The organism is Geodermatophilus sp. SYSU D00879 (assembly GCF_054050375.1).
Genome location: NZ_JBJGZF010000013.1, coordinates 112365 through 128996 on the forward strand (window position 1 = coordinate 112365; position 16632 = coordinate 128996).

The window sequence follows — 16632 nt, forward strand, 5'->3', positions numbered from 1 at the left end:
GCCCGCCCTCGTCGGCGGGCAGCCTGGTGGGCACACCGCTGGAGTGTGCGCCGGGCCACAGACTCACCGCGGCACCGGGTGCCGTCAAGAGTGCGCAACGGACTGCAACGTCCGGTTCAGCGCCCGGGGTCGACGGTCACCGCGGTGAACGGCAGGTGCGGCTCCGCCCAGGGGAAGACGACGAACAGCAGCAGCGCCGCCGCGGCCAGCGCGAGCAGCAGGGACAGCGCCGAGCGGGTCGCCGTCCCGCCGGGCAGGTGCCGCCAGATCCAGCGGTACACGGGTCCTCCTCAGCCCTCGGTCAGGGCCGGGGGCCCGTCGGGTGCGTCCGCCCGGGTCACGCCCGGGCCGTCGAGGACGGCGTGCACGACCAGTCGCTGCCGCGCCGAGTACCGCGGGTGGCAGGTGGTGATCGTCAGGTAGGACCCGGCGGGCGCGGCGTCCGGGGCGCCCCCGGGAACCGGCGCGATGACGTCGACGTCGGCCGGGGTCACGACCTGCTGCCCGGGGACGCCGTTGGGGTCCTGCGCCGGGTCGCCGAGCACCCGGTAGGTGAACCACCCGTCGGCCACCTCGACGACGACCGGATCGCCCGGCTGCAGCCGGTCCAGGTCCAGGAACGGCGAGCCCCGGCCCACCCGGTGCCCGGCGAGCGCGACGTTGCCGGGCGCCCCGGGCATCGCCGTCCCGGCGTAGTGGCCGGGGCCCTGGGACAGCTGGTCCTCGCCGGTCCCCTCGAGGACGACGCGCGACCAGTCCTCGCCCAGCCGCGGGACGTGCAGCACCGCGAACGGCTCGCCGGCCGGCACCTCCGCGGGGACGGTGGGCACCCCCGAGGCGGGCGGCTCCGCGGACCACTCGGTCTGCAGCCGGTCGGAGAGCCGGTCCTGGTCGCGGGCGGAGAACAGGTCGGTCACCCACAGCTCGTAGACCACGAACAGCAGCAGCACGACGCCGGCGGTGACCAGCGCCTGCCCCAGCCCGCCGGCCAGGGTGCGCCAGCGGTCGCCGCGCGTCCGGCCGTACCGGCGCCGCTCGCCCGGCGGCGCGGGGGCGTCTGTCGGGGCCATCGCCGGGCCACTGTGCCAGCCCGGGCCCGGCGCGGTCGGCGACACTGGGCGGCGTGTCGTCGCAGCCGGTCGTCCCGCCGGTCGTGGTGGTCGGCGCCGGGCCGGTGGGGACGACCGCCGCGCTGCTGCTCGCCCGCCGCGGCCTGCCCGTCCTGCTGCTCGACCGCCAGCCCCACCCGTACGGGCTGCCGCGCGCGGTGCACCTCGACGACGAGGCGCTGCGGGTGCTGGCCGACGCCGGCGTCGTCGAGGCGTTCCTCGAGGTCAGCCGGCCCGTGGCGGGCCTGCGGCTGCTCGACGCGCGGCACCGCACGCTCGCCGAGTTCCGCCGCGCCGGGGACGCCGGGCGGCACGGCTGGCCGCAGGCGTCGATGTTCCACCAGCCCGACCTGGAACGGCTGCTGCGCGCCGCGGTGCACGCCGCCCCGGGGGTCGAGCTGCGCGGTGGGGAGGAGGTCGTCGGGCTCGCTGAGGCGAACCGCTCCGTCACGGTGACCGTGCGGGAGCGGGCCACGGGGCGCCGCCGGGACGTCGTCGCCTCGGCCGTGCTCGGGTGCGACGGGGCGAACAGCACCGTCCGGGGCCTGGTGGGCGCGCGGATGCGCGACCTCGGCCGGCCCGACCGCTGGCTGGTCGTGGACCTGCGCGCGCGGGTGCCGCTGCCGGTGTGGCCGGGCGTGCACCAGGTCTGCGACCCGGACCGCGCGGCGACCTTCATGCCGGTCAGCGGGGACCGCTACCGCTTCGAGGCGCGGCTGCGGCCCGGTGAGACGGCCGCGGACCTCACCGGCGCCGCCCTGCCGGCCCTGATCGCGCCGTTCGGGGCGCAGGACGCCGAGCTGGTCCGCGCGGCCGAGTACGTCTACCGGGCGCAGGTGGCCGACCGCTGGCGGCGCGGTCGCGTGCTGCTGGCCGGGGACGCCGCCCACCTCACCCCGCCGTTCGTCGGCCAGGGCCTGGGGCTGGGCCTCCGCGACGTGCACCAGCTGGCCTGGAAGGTGGCCGCCGTCGTCACCGGCGGCGCCGGCGAGGAGCTGCTCGACACCCACCGTGCCGAGCGGGAGCCGCACGCCCGGGCGCTGGTGCGGCTCGCGGCGGTGGTGGGGCGGCTGATGACCGGCGGGGGAGCGGGCGCGGTGCCGGTCCGCCGTGCGGTGCTCGCCGCGGTCGCGGGCGTGCCGGCGCTGGCGGCCTACGCCACCGACAGCCGCACCCCCGCGCTGCGCCCCGGGCCACTGGTCGACCGGCGCGGCCCGGCCGGACGGCGGCTGGCCGGGACCCTCGTGCCGCGGGCCCGCGTCCGCGCCGGCGGGCGGGAGTGCCGGCTCGACGACGTCCTCGGCGCCGGCACCGCGGTCGTCGCGCTGGCGGCGCCGGGGCGCGTGGCGGTCACCGCCGCCGGCAGGCGCACCGAGGTGGACGACGTCGACGGCGCGCTCACCGCGTGGCTGCGGGCCGGGCGCGCCCGCTTCGCCGTCGTCCGGCCCGACCGGGTGGTGCGTGCCGCGGGCTGAGTGGGTAGCGGAGGCGTCATGCAGATCGACAAGGACCAGATCCTCCAGCTGCTGCGCTCCCAGGGCGACGACGCCAAGGCGCAGCAGGCCGACCAGGAACTGCCCGGTCAGGTCGACACCGACCAGCACGCCGGGATCCTGCAGAAGCTCGGGCTGGACCCGGGCGACCTCATCAAGATGATCAGCGGCGGTGGCGGCCAGGGCGGTGGCCTCGGCGGCGCGATCGGCGGCATCCTCGGCCGCTAGGACCCTCCGCCGTGCACGTCCGCGGAGGTGCCCTGGGCATCTCCGCGGACGTGCACGGGCCTCAGCTCTCGGCGATGCGCTTGATCGCGGCCAGCGTCGCCGGGATGCCGTCGTGCGCCGCGCGCGTGCGCTGCTCGATCTGCCGCGGGGCGTCCTCGCCGTAGCGCTCGGCGAAGAACTCCAGGCCGGCGGGCAGGAACTCCCACGTCTCGGTCAGCCGGGTGCCGCCCTGGACCGGCGCGAGGAGGTAGCCCCACCGGACCAGCCGCCCGCTGACCAGCCACGCGAACTCCCGGCCGCGGTCGGCCGCCACCACCTGGCTGCGCGTCTCCCAGGTGCGCTCGGGCGTGACGTTGCGGCCGGTGAACCAGTCGCCGACCTGTCCGGTGGCGCCCTCGTCCCACCAGCAGGCGGCACAGATCGGGCTCCACTCACCGGTGCGGGTCACGTCGCTGACCAGGTCGTAGACCTCCTCCGGGGAGGCGGCGACGACGATCGAGTCGGAGTGCGTCAGGGAGTCCACGCCCGGGAGTGTGCACGGGCGGGGCCGGGGTGCCGGGCATGCTGCCCCCGTGCACACGAGCTACGACGTCGCCGCCGTCCGCGCTGACTTCCCGGCCCTGCGCGCCGGGGCCGCCCACTTCGACGGGCCGGGTGGCTCCCAGGTGCCGCGCCAGGTCGCGCACGCGGTGGCGGCCACCCTGGGGTCCCCGATCGCCAACCGCGGCCGGCTGACCGAGGCCGAGCGCAACGCCGACGACGTCGTCCTGGCCGCCCGCGCCGCCGTCGCGGACCTGGTGGGCGGGGACCCGGGCGGGGTCGTCTTCGGCCGCTCGATGACCCAGCTGACCTACGACCTCTCCCGCACGCTGGCCGCCGCCTGGGGTGACGGCGACGAGGTCGTCGTCACCCGCCTGGACCACGACGCCAACGTCCGGCCGTGGGTGCAGGCCGCCGCCGCCCGCGGGGCCACCGTCCGCTGGGCCGACCTCGACCCCGACACCGGCGAGCTGACCCCCGAGGCGCTGCGGGCGGTGCTGTCGGACCGCACCCGCCTGGTCGCGGTCACCGGCGCCTCGAACCTCATCGGCACCCGGCCCGACGTCGCGGCGCTCACCGCGCTGGCCCACGACGCCGGGGCGCTCACCTACGTCGACGGCGTGCACCTCACCGCGCACGCGCCGGTCGACGTCGCCGCGCTCGGCGCGGACCTCTACGCCTGCTCGCCGTACAAGTTCCTCGGCCCGCACCTGGGCTGCGTCACCGCCGCGCCGGCGCTGCTGGAGACGCTGCACCCGGACAAGCTGCTGCCCTCGACCGATGCCGTCCCGGAGCGGTTCGAGCTCGGCACGCTGCCCTACGAGCTGCTGGCCGGGACCACCGCGGCCGTCGACTACCTCGCCGCCCTGGGCGGCCCGGAGGGCGACCGGCGCGCCCGGCTGACCGCCGGGATGGCCGCCGTCGAGGCGCACGAGGACCGCCTGCGCGAGCGCATCGAGGAGGGGGTCGCGGAGCTGCCCGGCGTCACGCTGTGGTCCCGCGCCCGGCACCGGACGCCGACCCTGCTCCTCACCTTCGCCGACCGGCCCGCCGCCGAGGTCTCGCGCGCGCTGGCCGAGCGGCGGGTCAACGCCCCGGCCGGGAACTTCTACGCGATCGAGGCCTCCCGCCGGCTGGGGCTCGGCGACGCCGGCGGGCTGCGCGTCGGGCTCGCGCCCTACAGCGACGACGACGACGTCGACCGCCTCCTCGAGGGCTTGCGCGCCGCGCTCTAGCGAAGGTCGGGGAAGCCCTCCCCGAGCTGGGCGAACGCCGTCCGCAGCGCCTCGGCGAGGGAGCCGTTGCCGCCGGCCAGCCACACCTCGAACGCGGTGGTCGCCGCCGCGCGGGTGGCGGTGGCGACCAGGCGGGGGAGCAGGTCGGCGGGGTCCTGGCCGCGGCGGCGGGCGACGTAGCGCGCCACCACCTCGTCGACCTCGGCGTAGCGCAGCTGCGAGTGCGCCAGCAGCGCCGGCTCGGTGAGGATCAGCCGCATCCGCTGGCGCAGCACCGGCAGGTCGGCCTCGGCGTAGTCGTTGACCTCGACGTAGGCGCCGAACACGGCGGGCAGCACCGGGACGTCGTCGCCGGCGGCGTCCAGCAGGGCGGCCAGCCGGGACACGTGGCCGGCGAAGTCCCCCCACACGGCGTCGGCCTTGCCGCCCACGTGCCGGAAGAACGTGCGCCGGCTGGTGCCCGCGGCGGCGGCGACCTCCTCGATGGTCACCTGCTCGAAGCCCGCGGCGGTGAACAGCTCGAGGGCCGCGCGCTCGATCCGGGCGCGGGTGCTGGCGAGGCCGTCGTCCACGGCCGGCGGGACGGCGGTCATCGTCGGCGGGCTCACGCGCCCATCCTGTCCCACCCGGCCGCGCCGGTCAGCCCCTCGCGGGCCGGCGGCCACCCCCCTCGCTTGCCGGTGGCACCGGGTGTCTCTAACGTCCCCCGCATCCCGTTCCGCCGCTCTCCGGAGGCCCCGCATGCCCGAGACGACCGCCCAGACCGAGACCCAGGACGCGGTCGCGACCGCTGCGGCCGAGGAGGAGCTGGTCGAGGAGTCCCTCGTCGAGGAGGTCTCCATCGACGGCATGTGCGGCGTCTACTGAGCCGACCGGTCCCGTGACCCCCGCCGCTGCGGCCGCGGACGTGTTCGACCCGGCCCGACCCTGGCGGCGCGCCCGGTCGGTGGCGCTGCGGCCGGAGCCGTTCGGGGCGCTCGTGTACCACTTCGGCACCCGGAAGTTGTCGTTCCTCAAGTCGAAGACGCTGGTCAGCGTCGTGGAGACGCTCGCCGACCACCCCAGCGCCGACGCCGCCCTCGTGGCGTGCGGCGTCCCCGAGGCCCAGCGGCCCGCCTACGTGAGGGCGCTCGCCGACCTCGCCCGTTCCCAGATGATCGAGGTGCACGCATGACCGCGGTGGTCCCCCAGCGTCCGACCGGTGGGCGCCTGGTCGACCAGTTCGAGTACGGCCTGGACGCCCCGATCTGCCTGACCTGGGAGCTCACCTACGCCTGCAACCTGGCGTGCGTGCACTGCCTGTCCTCCTCGGGCCGGCGCGACCCCCGCGAGCTGACCACCGCCGAGGCCGAGGCGGTGATCGACGAGCTGCAGCGGATGCAGGTCTTCTACGTCAACGTCGGCGGCGGCGAGCCGACCGTGCGGCCGGACTTCTGGCACCTGCTCGACTACGCCATCGGCCACGACGTCGGGGTCAAGTTCTCCACCAACGGCGTCAAGCTGAACGCCGAGCGGGCGCGGCAGCTGGCGGCCACCGACTACGTCGACGTGCAGATCTCCCTCGACGGCGCCACCGCCGAGGTCAACGACCGGGTCCGCGGCACCGGCTCGTTCGCCACCGCGGTGAAGGCCCTGGAGAACCTGGCCGAGGCCGGGATGAAGGACTTCAAGGTCTCCGTCGTCGTCACCCGGGAGAACGTCTCCCAGCTCGACGACTTCAAGGCGCTCACCGACCGCTACGGCGCCCAGCTGCGGATCACCCGGCTGCGCCCCTCCGGCCGCGGCGCCGACGTCTGGGACCAGCTGCACCCCACCCAGGCCCAGCAGCGCGAGCTCTACGCCTGGCTGCTCGCCAACGGCGACCGCGTGCTCACCGGCGACTCGTTCTTCCACCTGTCCGCCTACGGGCAGGCGCTGCCGGGCCTGAACCTGTGCGGCGCCGGGCGGGTGGTCTGCCTCATCGACCCGGTCGGCGACGTCTACGCCTGCCCGTTCGCCATCCACGAGCAGTTCCTCGCCGGCAACGTCCGCTCGCCCGGCGGCTTCCGGCGCGTGTGGCAGCAGAGCGAGCTGTTCGCCGAGCTGCGCAGCCCGCAGACCGGCGGCGCCTGCACGAAGTGCGCGCACTTCGACGCCTGCCGCGGCGGCTGCATGGCGGCCAAGTTCTTCACCGGCCTGCCGCTGGACGGGCCGGACCCGGAGTGCGTGCAGGGGTACGGCGAGACCGCGCTGGCCGCGCGCGACGCCGACCTCGTCGCGCCGCGCAGCCACCTCGACCACTCGCACACCGGCCCGGTCCGCGGCCAGCCCACGCTGCTGGGCATGCCGTCGCTCCCGCCGGCCAAGGCGTGCGACGAGTCTCCGCTGGCCGGCCTGCAGCTGGGCTGAGGGATCAGCGGATCGGCGCCACCCCGGCGGGCCCGGGCCCGTCGGGGAGCAGGCCGGGCGCGAGGTCGGCCAGGGTCATGGTCAGCAGCAGGGCGACGAGCAGGGCGAGGGTGAGCACGGGGCACCTCCGGGACGACGTGCCCCCAGGCTGACCGCCGTGCCTGAGCGGGCCCGGTGACCTGGCTGGGAGTCCGCTGGGTGCCCCGTGCGCGCGCCTCAGGGGAGGTCGACGACGTCCTTCTCGCCGGTGTCCGGCTTCGAGCCGGTGGTCTTGGCCTTGACGAAGCTCAGCGCCGTCGCCAGCCGGTTGCCGGGGCTGTCCCAGTACTCGGCGGTGTCGCCGTCGACCTTCACCAGGACCACGGAGGGATCCTCGGGCCCCTGCGGCAGCCACGCCTCGACGCCGCTGTTCCACAGCTCCTTCTTCTTCGCGACGTCGTCGACGACGCGCGCGGTCCCGGTCAGCGACACCCAGGTGCCGCCCGAGCCGATGCCGACGTTGACCTGCGGCGAGGCCTGGACGTGGGCGAGCCAGGGGGCGTCGTGCTCGGCGAAGAACCAGAGGTCGCCGTCGAACTCGACCTCCTGGAGCGCCAGGGGCCGGCTGGTCAGCCGCCCGTCGGGCATGGTCGTGGTGAGGAAGCCGAACTTCTGCCCCTTGATGAGCCCGGCGACCTTGGCGGTGGCGTCCTGCGAGTCGGTGGTCATGCCCCTGCCCTTCCCCGGATCGGCCGCGCGACACCGGCGACACCCCGGCGTCCCGGAATGCACCGGCACCCGGTTGCCTTGCGCAACGTCGTGACGACGATCCAGGACCGGCCGGTGACGAGACCGGCCACCACCCCCGACCGGCCCGGGACCGCCCGCACCGCGCTCACCCTCGGCGCCTTCGTGGCCCTCGGGCCGCTCACCGTGGACATGTACCTCCCGGCGCTGCCCACCATCGCCGACGACCTGCGGACCAGCTCGGCCACGGTGCAGCTGACCCTCACCGGCACGCTGGTCGGGCTGGCGCTCGGCCAGCTCGTGCTCGGGCCGCTGTCGGACGCCCTGGGCCGGCGCCGCCCGCTGCTGGCGGGCACCGCGCTGCACGTCGTCGCCTCGCTGCTGGTGCTCGTCGCGCCGTCGATCGCGGTGCTCGGAGCGCTGCGCTTCCTGCAGGGCGTGGGGACGGCGGCCGGCGCGGTCATCGCGCTCGCCGTCGTGCGGGACCTGTTCGAGGGCCGGGCCGCGGCCACCATGCTCTCCCGGCTGTTCCTCGTCCTCGGCGCGGCGCCGGTGCTCGCGCCGACCGTCGGCGGGGAGGTCCTCCGGGTCACCTCGTGGCGCGGCGTGTTCCTGCTGCTCGCCGTCTACGGTCTGGCGCTGCTCGCGGTCGGCTGGTTCGCGGTGCGCGAGACGCTGCCGCCCGAGCGGCGGCGCAGCAGCGGCGTCGCCGGGACGCTGCGCGGCTACCGGGCGCTGCTGCGCGACCGCGCCTACGTCGGGCTGGTGCTGGTCGCCGGGCTGACGATGGCCGGGCTGTTCAGCTACGTGTCGGGCTCCTCGTTCGTCTTCCAGGACCAGTTCGGCCTCGACGAGCAGCAGTTCGGCCTGCTCTTCGGCGCCGGCGCCGTCTGGCTGATCGGCGCCACGCAGCTCAACCCGGTCGTGCTGCGCTGGTTCTCCCCGGCCCAGGTCCTCGTGACCGGCGTCGTCGTCGGCGCGCTCGCGGGCGCGGTGCTGCTCGTCCTCGCAGGCACCGGCACCGGCGGGCTGTGGGCGATCGCGCTGCCGCTGTGGGCGGTGCTGTTCGCCTCGGGCCTGGCGCTGCCCAACGCCCCGGCGCTCGCGCTGTCCCGGCACGGCGAGGCGGCGGGCACCGCGGCGGCGCTGCTCGGCGCGGTGCAGTTCGGCGTCGGTGCGGCGGTGGCCCCGCTGGTCGGCGTGCTCGGCAACGACGCGGTCGCCATGGGCGTCGTCGTCCTGGCCGCGCTGGTCGTGGCGATCGCGGTCCTGCTGCTCGTCGTCCGGCCGTGGCAGTTGCCCGTCGACGCCGAGGCCGTCCCCGCCTGAGCCCGGGCGGCAGGGACGGCCGTTTCCGCCGCCTAGGCTGGCCCGGTGCCCGACCTGGCCGGCGCCGCGTGGCCGGAGCTGCCCGAGCGCCCGCTGCTGGTCGTCCCGCTCGGCTCGGTCGAGCAGCACGGGCCCGGCCTGCCGTTCGCCACGGACACGGTCGTGGCCGAGGCGGTGGCGCGGGCGGCGGACCTCGACGGCGTCCTGGCCCCCGCCCTGCCCTACGGCGCCAGCGGCGAGCACGAGGGTTTCCCGGGGACCGTCTCGATCGGCACCGAGGCGCTGACCACGCTGCTCGTCGAGTACGGCCGCTCCGCCTGCCGCTGGGCCGGCCGGCTGCTCGTCGTCAACGGGCACGGCGGCAACCTCGACGCGCTGCGCCGGGCCGTGCCGCTGCTGCGCACCGAGGGCCGCGACGCCGCCTGGTTCCCCTGCGGCGTGCCGGGCGGCGACGCGCACGCGGGGCGCACCGAGACCTCGCTGCTGTTGCACGTGGAACAGCGGTCGGTGCGGTCCGGGGCCCTGGTCGCCGGGGTGACGACGCCGATCGGCGAGCTGCTGCCCCGGCTGCGCGCCGAGGGCGTGCGCGGGGTGAGCCCCACCGGCGTGCTCGGCGACCCGGCCGGCGCCTCGGCGGAGGAGGGCGCCCGCCTGCTGGCCGGCCTGGCGGCTCGCCTCGCGGCGGCGGTGGGCCGCTGGGACGTGGGCGAGGACGGGCGGCTCCGCTAGCCCCGCGGGCCGCGGTCTCCCCGGCGCGCCAGGATGGCGGGGACACGACACGGGGAGGAGCCGCCGATGACCCAGCAGCCGGCCGTCGACCGGGGCGCGGAGGTGGCCGCGGGGCGCGGCGCCGTCGAGACCAACGGCATCAACGTCATCGCCGAGGAGGAGCGCCGCGGCCGCCCGCGCCAGCTGTTCTGGCCGTGGTTCGGCGCCAACGTCAGCGTCCTCGGCCTGGCCTACGGCTCGTTCCTGCTCGGCTTCGGCATCTCCGCCGGGCAGGCGCTGGTCGCCGGGACCGTCGGCATCGTCGTCTCGTTCCTGCTCTGCGGGCTCGTCGCGATCGCCGGCAAGCGCGGCTCGGCGCCCACCCTCGTCCTCAGCCGCGCCGCCTTCGGCGTGCACGGCAACCGGGTCCCGGCCGCGCTGTCCTGGGTCCTCACCGTGGGCTGGGAGACGGTGCTGGTCAGCCTGGCCACCCTCGCGACGGCGACGGTGTTCGGGCAGCTGGGCTGGAGCGGCGGGACGGCGACCCAGGTGGTCGCGCTGCTCGTCGTCGCCGCGCTGGTCGTGGCCGGCGGCGTGCTCGGCTTCGACGCGATCATGCGCATGCAAGCGGTCATTACCGTCGTCAGCGGCGTGCTCACCGTCGTCTACGTGGTCCTCGTCGTCGACGACGTCGACTGGTCGGCGGTCACCGCGGTCCCGGGCGGCACGACGGCGGCCGTCGTCGGCGCGCTCGTGCTGGCGATGACCGGCTACGGCTTCGGCTGGGTGAACGCCGCCGCCGACTACTCCCGCTACCTGCCGCGGACGGCGTCGACCGGCGGCGTCGTCGGCTGGACGACGTTCGGCGGCGCGCTGGCCCCGGTGGTCCTGCTGGGCACCGGCCTGCTGCTGGCCGCCTCGGACCCGGAGCTGTCGGGCGCGATCGGCGCCGACCCGATCGGCGCGCTCGGCTCGATCCTGCCGACCTGGTTCCTCGTGCCGTTCGTCGTCGTCGCGGTGCTCGGCCTGGTCGGTGGCGCGCTGCTGGACATCTACTCGTCGGGGCTGTCGCTGCTGGCCGCCGGCGTGCGGGTGCCCCGCCCGGTCGCCGCCGGCATCGACGGCACCCTCATGGTGCTGGGCGCGATCTGGGTGGTGTTCCTGGCCGACGCGAGCTTCTCGGTCCAGTTCCAGGGCTTCCTCATCACCCTCGGCGTGCCCATCGCCGCCTGGTGCGGGATCTTCCTCGGCGACCTCGCGCTGCGCCGCCGCCACTACGCCGAGGCCGACCTCTACGACGCCCGCGGCCGCTACGGCGCCGTCCCGCCGGTGCCGCTGGCGCTGCTCGCGGTGGGCACCGTGCTCGGCTGGGGGCTGGTCACCAACACCTACGCCGGCTGGCTGGACTGGCAGGGCTACCTGCTCGGCCCGCTCGGGCTCGGCGGCCGCGAGGGCGACTGGGCCTTCGCCAACCTCGGCGTGCTGGCCGCCTTCCTCGTCGGGCTGCTCGGCACGCTCGCGCTGCGCCGGGGTGCGGTACGGACGCAGGAGGCCGCCCCGGCGGCGCCGGGACGGCCTCCTGCGTACTGAGCCGGTCAGCCCTGCAGCGTCTCCGCGAACAGCGGCACCGCGTTGTCGAGGGCGTACTCCGTGCCGAGGACCGAGCCGCTGGAGAAGGCGTTGACCAGCGTCTCGTCCTCGAGCACGAGCGCGTTGCCCTGCTGCACCGAGGGCAGCGTCTGCCACAAAGGGTTCGAGGTGATCTGCGCCGGGTCGACGAAGATCGGGAAGACGACGGTCAGCGGCGCGTCGAGCAGCGAGACCTGCTCGTCGGAGACCGGGACGAAGAAGCCCTCCGTGGCGAGGTCCTGGATGGCCTGCTTGTTCGTGAAGCCCAGCGCCTCCATGAAGTCGACGCGGGTGTCGCCGCGGACGTAGGCGCCGAAGCCCTCGGAGGTGTACGCGCCGACGGCGACCTCGGTGCCGTCGAAGGCCGGGTTGGCCGCGGCGGCGTCGGCGAAGCGCTGCTCCAGGTCGCTCCGCAGCTGCGCGGCCTCGTCGCTCCTCCCGAGCGCCTGGCCGACCAGCTCGAGCTGCTGCTGCCAGGTGGTCACGTACTGCTCGGCGCCCTCGGGGATCCCGACGGTCGGCGCGATCGCGCTGAGGGAGTCGTAGCGCTCCTGGGTGCCGTCGGAGCGGGTGTCGAGGATGAGGTCGGGCTCCAGCGCGGCGATCGCCTCGAGGCTGGGCTCGAGCGTCTCGATGATCTCCGGCGCCTCGTCGTAGAGACCCTCGGCCCACGGGCCGACGCCCTCGCCGCCGAAGCCGAGCCAGTCGCTCGCGCCGACCGGCTGCACGCCCAGCGCCAGGGCCGTCTCGGCGTCGGACCAGCCGAGGGCCACCACGCGCTGCGGCTCCTCCTCGATCTCGACGTCGCCGAAGGCGGTGCTGACGGTCACGGGGAAGGCGCCGTCGCCGCCGGCCGCGGGGGAGGACGTCTCGGACCCCGCCGTCGAGCCCCCGTCGTCGGAGCCGCAGGCGGCCAGCGCCGCGGCGGTGGTGAGGGCGGCCGCGGCCAGGGCGGCGCGCCGGGTGAGGGGACGGGACATGGACGGTCTCCTTCGGTCGGTCCGGGTAAGGCTAGCCTGACCAAACCTGGCCGCGGCGCCGCGGGCGGTTAGGGTCCGGCCGTGACGCACCCCTCCGGCTGGCTGGTCGTCGTCGACCCGCAGCGGGTGTTCGCCGACCCCGGCTCCCCGTGGGCGGCGCCGCGCTACGAGGAGGCGCGCCCGCGCATCCGGCGCCTGGTGGCCGCCTTCGGCGACCGCGTCGTCCTCACCCGGTTCGTCGCGCCGCGGGAGCCCGCCGGCGCCTGGGTCGACTACTACGAGCGGTTCCCGTTCGCGCTGCAGCCGCCCGACGCCCCGCTGTGGGAGCTGGTCGAGGACCCCGGCCCGGCCCGCGTGCTCACCGCGACCACCTTCGGCAAGTGGGGCCCGGAGCTGGCGGAGGTGGTCGGCGCCGGGCCGCTGACCGTCGCCGGCGTGGCCACCGACTGCTGCGTCGTCTCCACCGTGCTGCCCGCCGCCGACGCCGGCGTGCCGGTGCGCGTGGTCGCCGACGCCTGCGCCGGCAGCACCGACGACGACCACCGGAAGGCGCTGGACCTCATGGGCCTCTACGCGCCGCTGGTCGAGGTCACCACCACCGACGCCGTGCTGGCCGGGTGAGCCTTACGCCGCCCCCGGACACCCGGCTGCCCGACGGCTGGGCGGTGCGGCTGGACCCCCGCACCCGCCGCCTGGAGGACGGCGCGGCGCTGCTCGGCGGCTCGCCGCTGCGACTGCTGCGCCTGGCGCCGCGCGCCCGCGACCTGCTCGCCGGCGACCGCCTCGTCGTCAGCGGCCCGGCGACGGCGGCGCTCGCGGCGCGCCTGCAGGACGCCGGGGTCGCCGTCCCCGAGCCCGCCGGTCCCGCGCCCGGCCCGGACGGCGTCACCGTCGTCGTCCCCGTGCGCGACCGCGCCGCCGGCGTCGCCCGCCTGCTCGCCGCGCTGCGCGCCGACCCGGACACCGCCGCCGTGCGCGTGCTCGTCGTCGACGACGGCTCCGTCGACGCCCCCGCGCTGGCCGCGGCCGCCGCCGCGGGCGGGGCCGAGGTGCTGCGGCACCAGCGCTCGCTCGGGCCCGCCGCCGCGCGGAACACCGGGCTGCGCGCCGCGACGACCGCCGCCGTCGCCTTCCTCGACTCCGACTGCGTGCCCCGGCCCGGCTGGCTGGCGACGCTGCTGCCGCACCTCGCCGACCGGCGGCTGGCCGTCGTCGCGCCGCGGATCACCGCCCTGCCGGCCGCCGCCCCCGGGTGGGTGACCGCCTACGAGACGGTGGTCAGCGCCCTGGACATGGGCCCGGACCCGGGGCCGGTCGCGCCGCTGTCGGGCCTGTCCTACCTGCCCAGCGCGGCGCTGCTGGTCCGGCGGGCGGCACTCGGCGCCGGCTTCGACGCCGGCATGCGGGTGGCCGAGGACGTCGACCTGGTGTGGCGGCTGGCCGCGGCCGGCTGGCGGGTGCGCTACGAGCCGGCCGCGCGCGTGGCCCACGAGCACCCGTCGGCCACCGGCGCGTGGCTGCGCCGGCGGGCGGTCTACGGCACCGGAGCCGCGCCGCTGGCCGCCCGGCACGGCCGCGCCGTCGCGCCGGTGGTCGTGAGCCCGTGGTCGGCGGCCGCGCTGGCCCTCGCGCTGGCCGGCGGGCGCGCCGGCCGGGTGCTGGCGGCCGCCGTCCTCGGCGACGCGACGGTCCGCCTGGCGCACCGCGTCGCCGGCCAGGGCCGCCGCCCCCCGTACGGCCTGGCCGCGGCGCTGGTGCTGCGCGGCACGGCCGCGGCCGGCCGCACGCTCGCCCGCTCGGCCACCCGGCACCACTGGCCGCTGACCGCCGCCGCGGCGCTGGCGTCCCGCCGCGCGCGGCGGACCGCGCTGGCCGTCGCCGCCGCCGACGCCGTCCTCGCCTGGTGGCCGCACCGGGCGGAGGTGGACCTCGTGCGCTTCGCCGCCGCCCGCCGGCTGGAGGACCTGGCCTACGGCGCGGGCCTGTGGGCGGGCGCGCTGCGCCGCCGGGACCCGGCCGCGCTGCTCCCGGCGCGACCCCCGTCGGTCTGACGCCCGGTCGGTCGCTGGTGGAATCGTGCGATCCGGGTCACCATGTGCGGGCCATGACTCTCAGCCCGGGGGACACGTCGTGACCAGCGTCAGCCCGTGGCTCGCGCTGCCCGAGGGACGTCCCACGCCCGGGCTCACCCGTCGCCTGCGCGCGGCGCACGAGACGCTGGTGACCCGCGGCGCCCCGCCGCCCCTGCCGGACGTGCGGTCGGTGGTCTGGGACTCCTGGCGGCGCAGCCTGGGCAGCGGCGTCGACCCCGACGGGCAGGGCCCGCCGGTCGACCTGCTCGACGACGACCTGGCCGCCTACCGCGCCGCCCACCCGCTGGCCCCGGTGCTGCCGGTGATCCGCCGGCTGCTGGTCGAGGACGCCGAGGCCGACCGGATGATCGTCGCGGTCACCGACGCCGACGGCCGGATGCTGTGGGTGGAGGGCGAGCGCCGCCTGCGCTCGCTGGCCGAGACCATGAACTTCGTCGCCGGCGCCCGGTGGTCCGAGGAGGTCGCCGGCACCAACGCCCCCGGCACCGCGCTGGCCCTCGACCACCCGGTGCAGATCTACGGCAGCGAGCACTACCGCCGCCCGGTGCAGCCGTGGAGCTGCTCGGCCGCGCCGGTGCACCACCCGGTCACCGGGGTGCTGCTCGGCGCCATCGACGTCACCGGCGGCGACCACGTGGCCAGCCCGCACGTGCTCACCCTCGTCCGCGCGACCGTGGCCGCCGTCGAGTCGGAGCTGCGCTGGCTGCACCGCGAGGAGCAGCGCGACGCCGCCCGCGGCCCCCGGCCCGCGCCGCCGGTGCGGCCCGCCGCGCCCCGGCTGGACGTGCTCGGCCGCGAGCGCGCCCGGCTGACCCTGCCCGGTGGCCCGGTCGAGCTCTCGCTGCGCCACTCCGAGCTGCTGCTCCTGCTCGCCGAGGCGGCCGCCGCGGGGGAGGGCCGCAGCACCGAGCAGCTGGCCGCCGAGTGCCACGCCGGCGACACCGCCGCGGTCACCGTGCGCGCCGAGCTGTCCCGGCTGCGCCGGCTGGTCGGCGACGACCTGGTCGGCTCGCGCCCCTACCGGCTGCTGCGCCCCCTGGAGACCGACCTGGAGGCGGTGCGCCGGCTGCTCGACCGCGGCGCCGTCGCCGCGGCGCTGGACCGCTACCCCGGCCCCGTGCTCCCCCGCTCGACCGCGCCCGGCGTCGTCCTCGCCCGCCGCCGCCTGGTCACCGCGCTGCGCGGCGCCGCGATCGGCAGCCGGCGGCCCGAGCTGCTGCTGCGCTGGACCGCCCTGCCCGAGGCCCGCGACGACGCCGCCGCCTGGCAGGCCTGCCTCGAGGCGCTGCCGGCCGGGTCCCCGCGCCGCGGCGCGGTCGCCGCCCACCTGCTCGCCCTCCGGCGGACCTCCCGCGCCTGACCCACTGGGGCCCGTGGGGCGGAAACGGCCATTTCCGCCGCCCGGGGAATACGGCCCCGCGCGGTCCGCTTGGCACCGTCACGTGAGTGCCAGCACCGCCGCCCCGCCCGCTCCCGCGACTTCGTCCCTGGCCACCCCGCGGGTGGCCGTCGCGCTGGTCGCGCTCGCGCTCGGCGGGTTCGCGATCGGCACCACCGAGTTCGTCACGATGGGGCTGCTGCCCGACATCGCCGACGGCGTCGGCGTGGACATCCCGACCGCCGGCCACGTCATCTCCGCCTACGCCCTGGGCGTCGTCGTCGGCGCGCCGGTCATCGCCGCGCTGGGCGCCCGGCTGCCCCGCCGCGCGCTGCTCGTCGGGCTCATGGCCGCCTTCCTCGCCGGCAACGCGCTGAGCGCGCTCGCCCCCGGGTCGGCGTCGCTGCTGCTGGCCCGGTTCGTCAGCGGCCTGCCGCACGGCGCCTACTTCGGCGTCGCCTCGCTGGTCGCCGCGTCGCTGGTGCCGCCGTCGCTGCGCGGGCGGGCGGTGAGCACGGTGATGCTCGGGCTGGCCGTGGCCAACGTGGCCGGCGTCCCCGCGGCCACCTGGCTGGGTCAGACGCTGGGCTGGCGCTCGGCCTACTGGGCCGTGGTGGTCCTCGCCGCGCTCACCGTCGCGGCCGTGCTCGCCGTGGTCCCCTCCTCGCCCGGGGCCCGGGACGCGAGCGTGGGGGCCGCGCGCCGCGGGCTGCGCGGGCCGCCGCGCCTGGGGTCCCAGGCCGGGGGGCCGCCCGGGTTGTGGCGGATTTTTTCTGTCTAAATAAAACAATCTAAC

Annotated in this window: 19 protein-coding genes; 13 read left to right on the forward strand and 6 right to left on the reverse strand. The window is 77.1% G+C overall.

The genetic code is table 11. From position 1 onward, the window contains the following. Nucleotides 1-116 precede the first annotated feature (116 nt). Together ACI79B_RS16895 and ACI79B_RS16900 are read right to left on the reverse strand one after the other, a co-directional pair. Nucleotides 117-281: a hypothetical protein gene (locus ACI79B_RS16895; protein ID WP_456930104.1), complete on the reverse strand. Its 165-nt coding sequence runs from the start codon at nucleotides 279-281 to the stop codon at nucleotides 117-119. Nucleotides 282-290: 9 nt separating this feature from the next. Next, nucleotides 291-1070 (reverse strand): class E sortase, encoded by a 780-nt coding sequence (locus tag ACI79B_RS16900; RefSeq protein ID WP_456930105.1) that lies wholly within the window; start codon nucleotides 1068-1070, stop codon nucleotides 291-293. A gap of 53 nt (nucleotides 1071-1123) precedes the next feature. Between ACI79B_RS16900 and ACI79B_RS16905 the strand changes: the two genes are divergently transcribed. Beyond that, entirely contained in the window at nucleotides 1124-2584 is a 1461-nt protein-coding gene (locus tag ACI79B_RS16905; RefSeq protein WP_456930106.1) for a bifunctional 3-(3-hydroxy-phenyl)propionate/3-hydroxycinnamic acid hydroxylase, read from the forward strand. 18 nt (nucleotides 2585-2602) lie between these two features. Next, the gene (locus ACI79B_RS16910; protein WP_456930107.1) at nucleotides 2603-2830 is read left to right on the forward strand and encodes a hypothetical protein; all 228 of its coding nucleotides are present in this window, start codon (nucleotides 2603-2605) and stop codon (nucleotides 2828-2830) included. A gap of 61 nt (nucleotides 2831-2891) precedes the next feature. Here ACI79B_RS16910 and ACI79B_RS16915 read toward each other — a convergent pair whose 3' ends face one another. Beyond that, entirely contained in the window at nucleotides 2892-3353 is a 462-nt protein-coding gene (locus ACI79B_RS16915; protein ID WP_456930108.1) for an SRPBCC family protein, read from the reverse strand. Nucleotides 3354-3402: 49 nt separating this feature from the next. Here ACI79B_RS16915 and ACI79B_RS16920 point away from each other — a divergent pair, with 49 nt between their 5' ends. Further along, nucleotides 3403-4605 carry a cysteine desulfurase-like protein gene (locus ACI79B_RS16920; RefSeq protein WP_456930109.1) on the forward strand — a complete coding sequence of 401 codons (1203 nt, stop codon included), beginning with the start codon at nucleotides 3403-3405 and terminating at the stop codon, nucleotides 4603-4605. Here the strand turns inward: ACI79B_RS16920 and ACI79B_RS16925 are convergent. Continuing rightward, the gene (locus ACI79B_RS16925) at nucleotides 4602-5213 is read right to left on the reverse strand and encodes an acyl-CoA-like ligand-binding transcription factor (protein WP_456930110.1); all 612 of its coding nucleotides are present in this window, start codon (nucleotides 5211-5213) and stop codon (nucleotides 4602-4604) included. The genes ACI79B_RS16920 and ACI79B_RS16925 overlap by 4 nt on opposite strands. A 133-nt stretch (nucleotides 5214-5346) precedes the next feature. Between ACI79B_RS16925 and mftA the strand changes: the two genes are divergently transcribed. The 3 genes from mftA to mftC are packed head-to-tail and all read left to right on the forward strand — an operon-like array spanning nucleotide 5347 to nucleotide 6993. Then, nucleotides 5347-5472, forward strand: a complete 126-nt coding sequence (gene mftA, locus ACI79B_RS16930; RefSeq protein ID WP_456930111.1) for a mycofactocin precursor MftA — start codon at nucleotides 5347-5349, stop codon at nucleotides 5470-5472. A gap of 13 nt (nucleotides 5473-5485) precedes the next feature. After that, nucleotides 5486-5779 (forward strand): mycofactocin biosynthesis chaperone MftB, encoded by a 294-nt coding sequence (gene mftB, locus ACI79B_RS16935; RefSeq protein WP_456930112.1) that lies wholly within the window; start codon nucleotides 5486-5488, stop codon nucleotides 5777-5779. Further along, nucleotides 5776-6993 (forward strand): mycofactocin radical SAM maturase, encoded by a 1218-nt coding sequence (gene mftC, locus ACI79B_RS16940; RefSeq protein WP_456930113.1) that lies wholly within the window; start codon nucleotides 5776-5778, stop codon nucleotides 6991-6993. Before mftB ends, mftC begins: the two co-directional genes overlap by 4 nt. 216 nt (nucleotides 6994-7209) lie before the next feature. Here the strand turns inward: mftC and ACI79B_RS16945 are convergent, their stop codons facing one another. Next, entirely contained in the window at nucleotides 7210-7701 is a 492-nt protein-coding gene (locus tag ACI79B_RS16945) for a pyridoxamine 5'-phosphate oxidase family protein (protein WP_456930114.1), read from the reverse strand. 114 nt (nucleotides 7702-7815) lie between these two features. Here ACI79B_RS16945 and ACI79B_RS16950 point away from each other — a divergent pair, with 114 nt between their 5' ends. The 3 genes from ACI79B_RS16950 to ACI79B_RS16960 all read left to right on the forward strand — a co-directional run bounded on the left by ACI79B_RS16950 (nucleotide 7816) and on the right by ACI79B_RS16960 (nucleotide 11346). Next, nucleotides 7816-9048 carry a multidrug effflux MFS transporter gene (locus ACI79B_RS16950; protein ID WP_456930115.1) on the forward strand — a complete coding sequence of 411 codons (1233 nt, stop codon included), beginning with the start codon at nucleotides 7816-7818 and terminating at the stop codon, nucleotides 9046-9048. Between the two features lie 45 nt (nucleotides 9049-9093). After that, nucleotides 9094-9777: a mycofactocin biosynthesis peptidyl-dipeptidase MftE gene (gene mftE / locus ACI79B_RS16955; RefSeq protein ID WP_456930116.1), complete on the forward strand. Its 684-nt coding sequence runs from the start codon at nucleotides 9094-9096 to the stop codon at nucleotides 9775-9777. Nucleotides 9778-9843: 66 nt separating this feature from the next. Continuing rightward, nucleotides 9844-11346, forward strand: a complete 1503-nt coding sequence (locus tag ACI79B_RS16960; protein ID WP_456930117.1) for a purine-cytosine permease family protein — start codon at nucleotides 9844-9846, stop codon at nucleotides 11344-11346. A 5-nt stretch (nucleotides 11347-11351) separates the two neighbouring features. Here the strand turns inward: ACI79B_RS16960 and ACI79B_RS16965 are convergent, their stop codons facing one another. Beyond that, on the reverse strand, nucleotides 11352-12365 hold the full coding sequence (locus ACI79B_RS16965) for an iron-siderophore ABC transporter substrate-binding protein (RefSeq protein WP_456930118.1): 1014 nt from the start codon (nucleotides 12363-12365) through the stop codon (nucleotides 11352-11354). Between the two features lie 81 nt (nucleotides 12366-12446). On the opposite strand from ACI79B_RS16965, the gene ACI79B_RS16970 reads away from it, so the two are divergent. From ACI79B_RS16970 to ACI79B_RS16985, 4 genes are all read left to right on the forward strand, one after another. Further along, nucleotides 12447-12986, forward strand: a complete 540-nt coding sequence (locus tag ACI79B_RS16970; protein WP_456930119.1) for a cysteine hydrolase family protein — start codon at nucleotides 12447-12449, stop codon at nucleotides 12984-12986. Further along, a complete protein-coding gene (gene mftF, locus ACI79B_RS16975; RefSeq protein ID WP_456930120.1) occupies nucleotides 12983-14416 on the forward strand; it encodes a mycofactocin biosynthesis glycosyltransferase MftF in 1434 nt (477 codons plus the stop codon). Before ACI79B_RS16970 ends, mftF begins: the two co-directional genes overlap by 4 nt. Before the next feature lie 79 nt (nucleotides 14417-14495). Next, nucleotides 14496-15818 carry a GAF domain-containing protein gene (locus tag ACI79B_RS16980; protein WP_456930121.1) on the forward strand — a complete coding sequence of 441 codons (1323 nt, stop codon included), beginning with the start codon at nucleotides 14496-14498 and terminating at the stop codon, nucleotides 15816-15818. Between the two features lie 82 nt (nucleotides 15819-15900). Next, the gene (locus ACI79B_RS16985; protein ID WP_457000205.1) at nucleotides 15901-16617 is read left to right on the forward strand and encodes an MFS transporter; all 717 of its coding nucleotides are present in this window, start codon (nucleotides 15901-15903) and stop codon (nucleotides 16615-16617) included. Nucleotides 16618-16632 lie beyond the last annotated feature (15 nt).